5 protein-coding genes are annotated in these 3,178 nt (G+C 67.3%); 3 read left to right on the plus strand and 2 right to left on the minus strand.

Going from position 1 to position 3,178, the window contains the following annotated elements:
• The 3 genes from AC5JJ6_RS05880 to rsmA form a co-directional block, all read left to right on the plus strand.
• On the plus strand, positions 1-333 hold a 333-nt coding region (locus tag AC5JJ6_RS05880), incomplete at its 5' end, for a peptidylprolyl isomerase (RefSeq protein WP_496041147.1).
• Positions 330-1,367 (plus strand): 4-hydroxythreonine-4-phosphate dehydrogenase PdxA, encoded by a 1,038-nt coding sequence (gene pdxA, locus AC5JJ6_RS05885; RefSeq protein ID WP_496041148.1) that lies wholly within the window; start codon positions 330-332, stop codon positions 1,365-1,367. The genes AC5JJ6_RS05880 and pdxA, both read left to right, overlap by 4 nt.
• Positions 1,364-2,200, plus strand: a complete 837-nt coding sequence (gene rsmA, locus AC5JJ6_RS05890; RefSeq protein ID WP_496041149.1) for a 16S rRNA (adenine(1518)-N(6)/adenine(1519)-N(6))-dimethyltransferase RsmA — start codon at positions 1,364-1,366, stop codon at positions 2,198-2,200. Before pdxA ends, rsmA begins: the two co-directional genes overlap by 4 nt.
• An 88-nt stretch (positions 2,201-2,288) precedes the next feature.
• Here the strand turns inward: rsmA and gmk are convergent, their stop codons facing one another.
• Positions 2,289-2,942: a guanylate kinase gene (gene gmk / locus AC5JJ6_RS05895; RefSeq protein ID WP_496041151.1), complete on the minus strand. Its 654-nt coding sequence runs from the start codon at positions 2,940-2,942 to the stop codon at positions 2,289-2,291.
• A gap of 14 nt (positions 2,943-2,956) precedes the next feature.
• The coding region (locus AC5JJ6_RS05900) for an endoribonuclease YicC domain-containing protein (RefSeq protein WP_496041150.1) at positions 2,957-3,178 on the minus strand (222 nt) is incomplete at its 5' end.

Genomic DNA, 3,178 nt, shown 5'->3' on the forward strand with positions numbered 1-3,178 from the left:
GCCAGCTTCCCGGCCGTAGCGCGCCAGTTCTCGCAGTCGGCAGGGGCCAGTAACGGCGGCGACCTGGGCTGGGTCCAGCAGGGCCAGCTTCCGGAAGAGTTGGACAGCGCCCTGAAGCAGCTTCGTCCCGGTCAGGCGACACGCCCGATCCGCAGCATCACCGGCTACCATATCCTGATGCTTCGGGACGAGCGGGCGGTCGGGGGCGCCAACAGCCTGCCACCGCGTGAGCAGATCATGAACTCGCTCGGTCAGGAGAAGCTGGACATGCTCCAGCGCCGGCTCCTGCGCGACCTCCGGCGCTCCGCGTTCGTGGATCTGCGCGTCGGATGACGGTGGGCTGGCTGAGGACGGGTTCGGCGCCGCTCGCCCTGACGATGGGCGAGCCGGCGGGCATCGGCGGCGAGTTGGCGCTGAAAGCCTGGATCTGCCGGTCCGCGAAGGCGGTGCCGGCATTCGTGCTGCTGGACGATCCGGAACGTATCGCCGCACTTGCGAGGCGGATCGGGCTGGATGTCCCGGTGGAAGCGGTCGGCAGCGCCGGCGAGGCGGTCGGGGTCTTCAGCCGCGCGCTTCCGGTGCTGCCGACCGCGCTGGACCATCCGGTGGAGCCGGGATTGCCCGATCCGTCCAACGGCGCCGCCGTGCTGAACAGCATCGAGCAGGCGGTGGCGCTGGTTCATGCCGGTGAGTGCGCCGGCATGGTTACCAATCCGATCCAGAAGAGTGCGCTGTACGAGGCCGGCTTTGGCTATCCCGGCCATACCGAGTACCTGGCGGCGCTCGCGGGGATGGATACCGAGCCGGTGATGATGCTGGCCGGCGGCGGGCTGCGGGTGGTGCCGGTCACCATTCACCTGCCGCTGCGCGACGCGATCGAGACGCTGTCCACCGATATGATCGTCCAGTGCGGGCGCGTCACGGCGGCGGGCCTGAGCGAGGATTTCGGGATCGCCCAGCCGCGGCTGGCACTGGCCGCTCTCAACCCTCATGGCGGCGAGAGCGGTTCCCTGGGCATGGAAGAGATCGAAATCATCGCACCGGCTGCCGAGATCCTCAGGCGGGAGGGCTACTCGGTCATCGGACCGCTGCCGGCGGACACCCTGTTCCACGCGGCCGCCCGCAGCCGCTATGACGCCGTCCTGTGCATGTACCACGATCAGGCGCTGATCCCGCTGAAGACGGTGGATTTCGATACCGGCGTCAACATCACGCTCGGTCTTCCCTTCGTCCGCACCTCGCCCGACCACGGGACGGCGCTGGATATCGCCGGCACCGGCAAGGCAGACCCATCGAGCCTGATCGCGGCCATGAAGACCGCCGTCGAGATGGCTGGATACCGGGCGTCACGGCAGGCCGGACGATGAGCCGGGTCGATGAGTTGCCACCCCTGCGGGAGGTGATCGCCCGCTTCGACCTGGGAGCGCGCAAGGCGCTTGGCCAGAATTTCCTGCTGGACCTCAACCTGACGGGGCGAATCGCCCGATCGGCCGGCGATCTTTCCGGCGTTACGGTGATCGAGATCGGTCCAGGCCCCGGGGGGTTGACGCGGGCGCTGCTCAACAGCGATGCCGCCGCGGTGGTCGCGGTGGAACGCGACAACCGCTGCATCGTGGCTCTTGCCGATCTGGTGGAGGCCGCCGAGGGCCGGCTGCGCCTGATCGAAGGCGATGCGCTGGAAGTAGATCCGGAAGCCATCGCCCCTGCCCCGCGCGCCATCGTCGCCAACCTGCCCTACAACGTGGCGACGCCGCTGCTGATCGGCTGGCTGAAGCGGATCGAGCAGTTCCGCAGCCTGACCCTGATGTTCCAGCGGGAAGTGGCCGACCGTCTATCCGCCAAGCCGGGGAGCAAGGCCTATGGCAGGCTGTCGGTGATATCCCAGTGGCGGGCCGAGGTTCGTCCGATGTTCAACCTGCCGGCCCGAGCCTTCACGCCGCCGCCGAAGATCGAGTCGACGGTCGTGCATTTCGTTCCGCGCTTAGCGCCGGAACCGGCGGAGTTCGCCGCGATGGAAGCGGTGACGGCGGCTGCCTTCGGCCAGCGCCGCAAGATGCTGCGCGCCAGCCTGAAGTCGCTCGGCAATGCCGAGTCGCTGATCGAAGAATCCGGGTTGATCCCGACCCAACGGGCGGAGGAAGTTCCGGTGGCAGGCTTCGCGGCGCTGGCTAGGGCTTGGCGGGCGTCCAGGAATCCGTAGGTCGGGTATAGCGGAGCGGCACCCGACACCGACGCGCCGGCTTGTCGGGTGCCGCTTCGCTATACCCGACCTACGAATCAGCTACTTTTCAGACGCCTTCCTGAAGCTGCCGGACGAAGTCGGACAGGCCGATCTGGCGGCGGCGCTTCAGTCGCTCGGCTTCCAGGATCGACTGGACCTGATGGACGCTGTTCTCGACGTCGTAATTGACGATCACGTATTCGTAATCGAAGTAGTGGCTCATCTCGTCCGCCGCCTTGGCCATGCGGCCGGCGATGACCTCGGCGCTGTCCTGGGCGCGGGTGTGAAGCCGGCGTTCCAGCTCCTTTGACGACGGCGGCAGCACGAAGATGCTGACGAGGTCGTCGCGGGCGTTCTCCGCCAGTTGCTGGGTACCCTGCCAGTCGATGTCGAACAGGATCTCGCGGCCCTTGGACAGCGCCAGTTCCACCGGCGCGCGGGGCGTGCCGTAGTAGTTGCCGAAGACGCGTGCGTGTTCGAGCAACTGCTTGTCCACCACCATGCGCTCGAAGGTGGGATGGTCGATGAAGTGGTAATCGACACCATCCACTTCGCCCGGACGCGGCGGCCGGGTCGTGACGGAGACCGACATGGTCAGGCTGCTGTTGCGCTGAAGCATGCGGCGCGCGATCGTGGTCTTGCCGGCGCCCGACGGCGACGACAGCACCAGCATCAGACCCCGGCGTCCGATCTTGGCCGGCCCCGGACCGGCGGGCTGCAAGTCCATGGGTATGGTCATTCGATGTTCTGAGCCTGCTCTCGCAATTGTTCGATGGCGGCCTTGAGGGACAGACCGGTGCGGGTCAGCTCCACGTCGGCCGACTTGGAGCATAGGGTATTGGCTTCGCGGTTGAATTCCTGGCAGAGGAAGTCCAGCTGGCGGCCTATGGCGCCCCCTTTGGACAGCATGTCGCGGGCGGCGGCGATGTGGGCGCGCAGGCGGTCCAGCTCTTCCCG

The sequence above is a fragment of the Skermanella sp. genome, assembly GCF_059503625.1.

Excerpts from the sequence above, each read along its gene's own strand:
- pdxA (WP_496041148.1), top strand. The coding sequence starts at position 330 with ATGACGGTGGGCTGGCTGAGGACGGGTTCGGCGCCGCTCGCCCTGACG.
- rsmA (WP_496041149.1), top strand. The coding sequence starts at position 1,364 with ATGAGCCGGGTCGATGAGTTGCCACCCCTGCGGGAGGTGATCGCCCGC.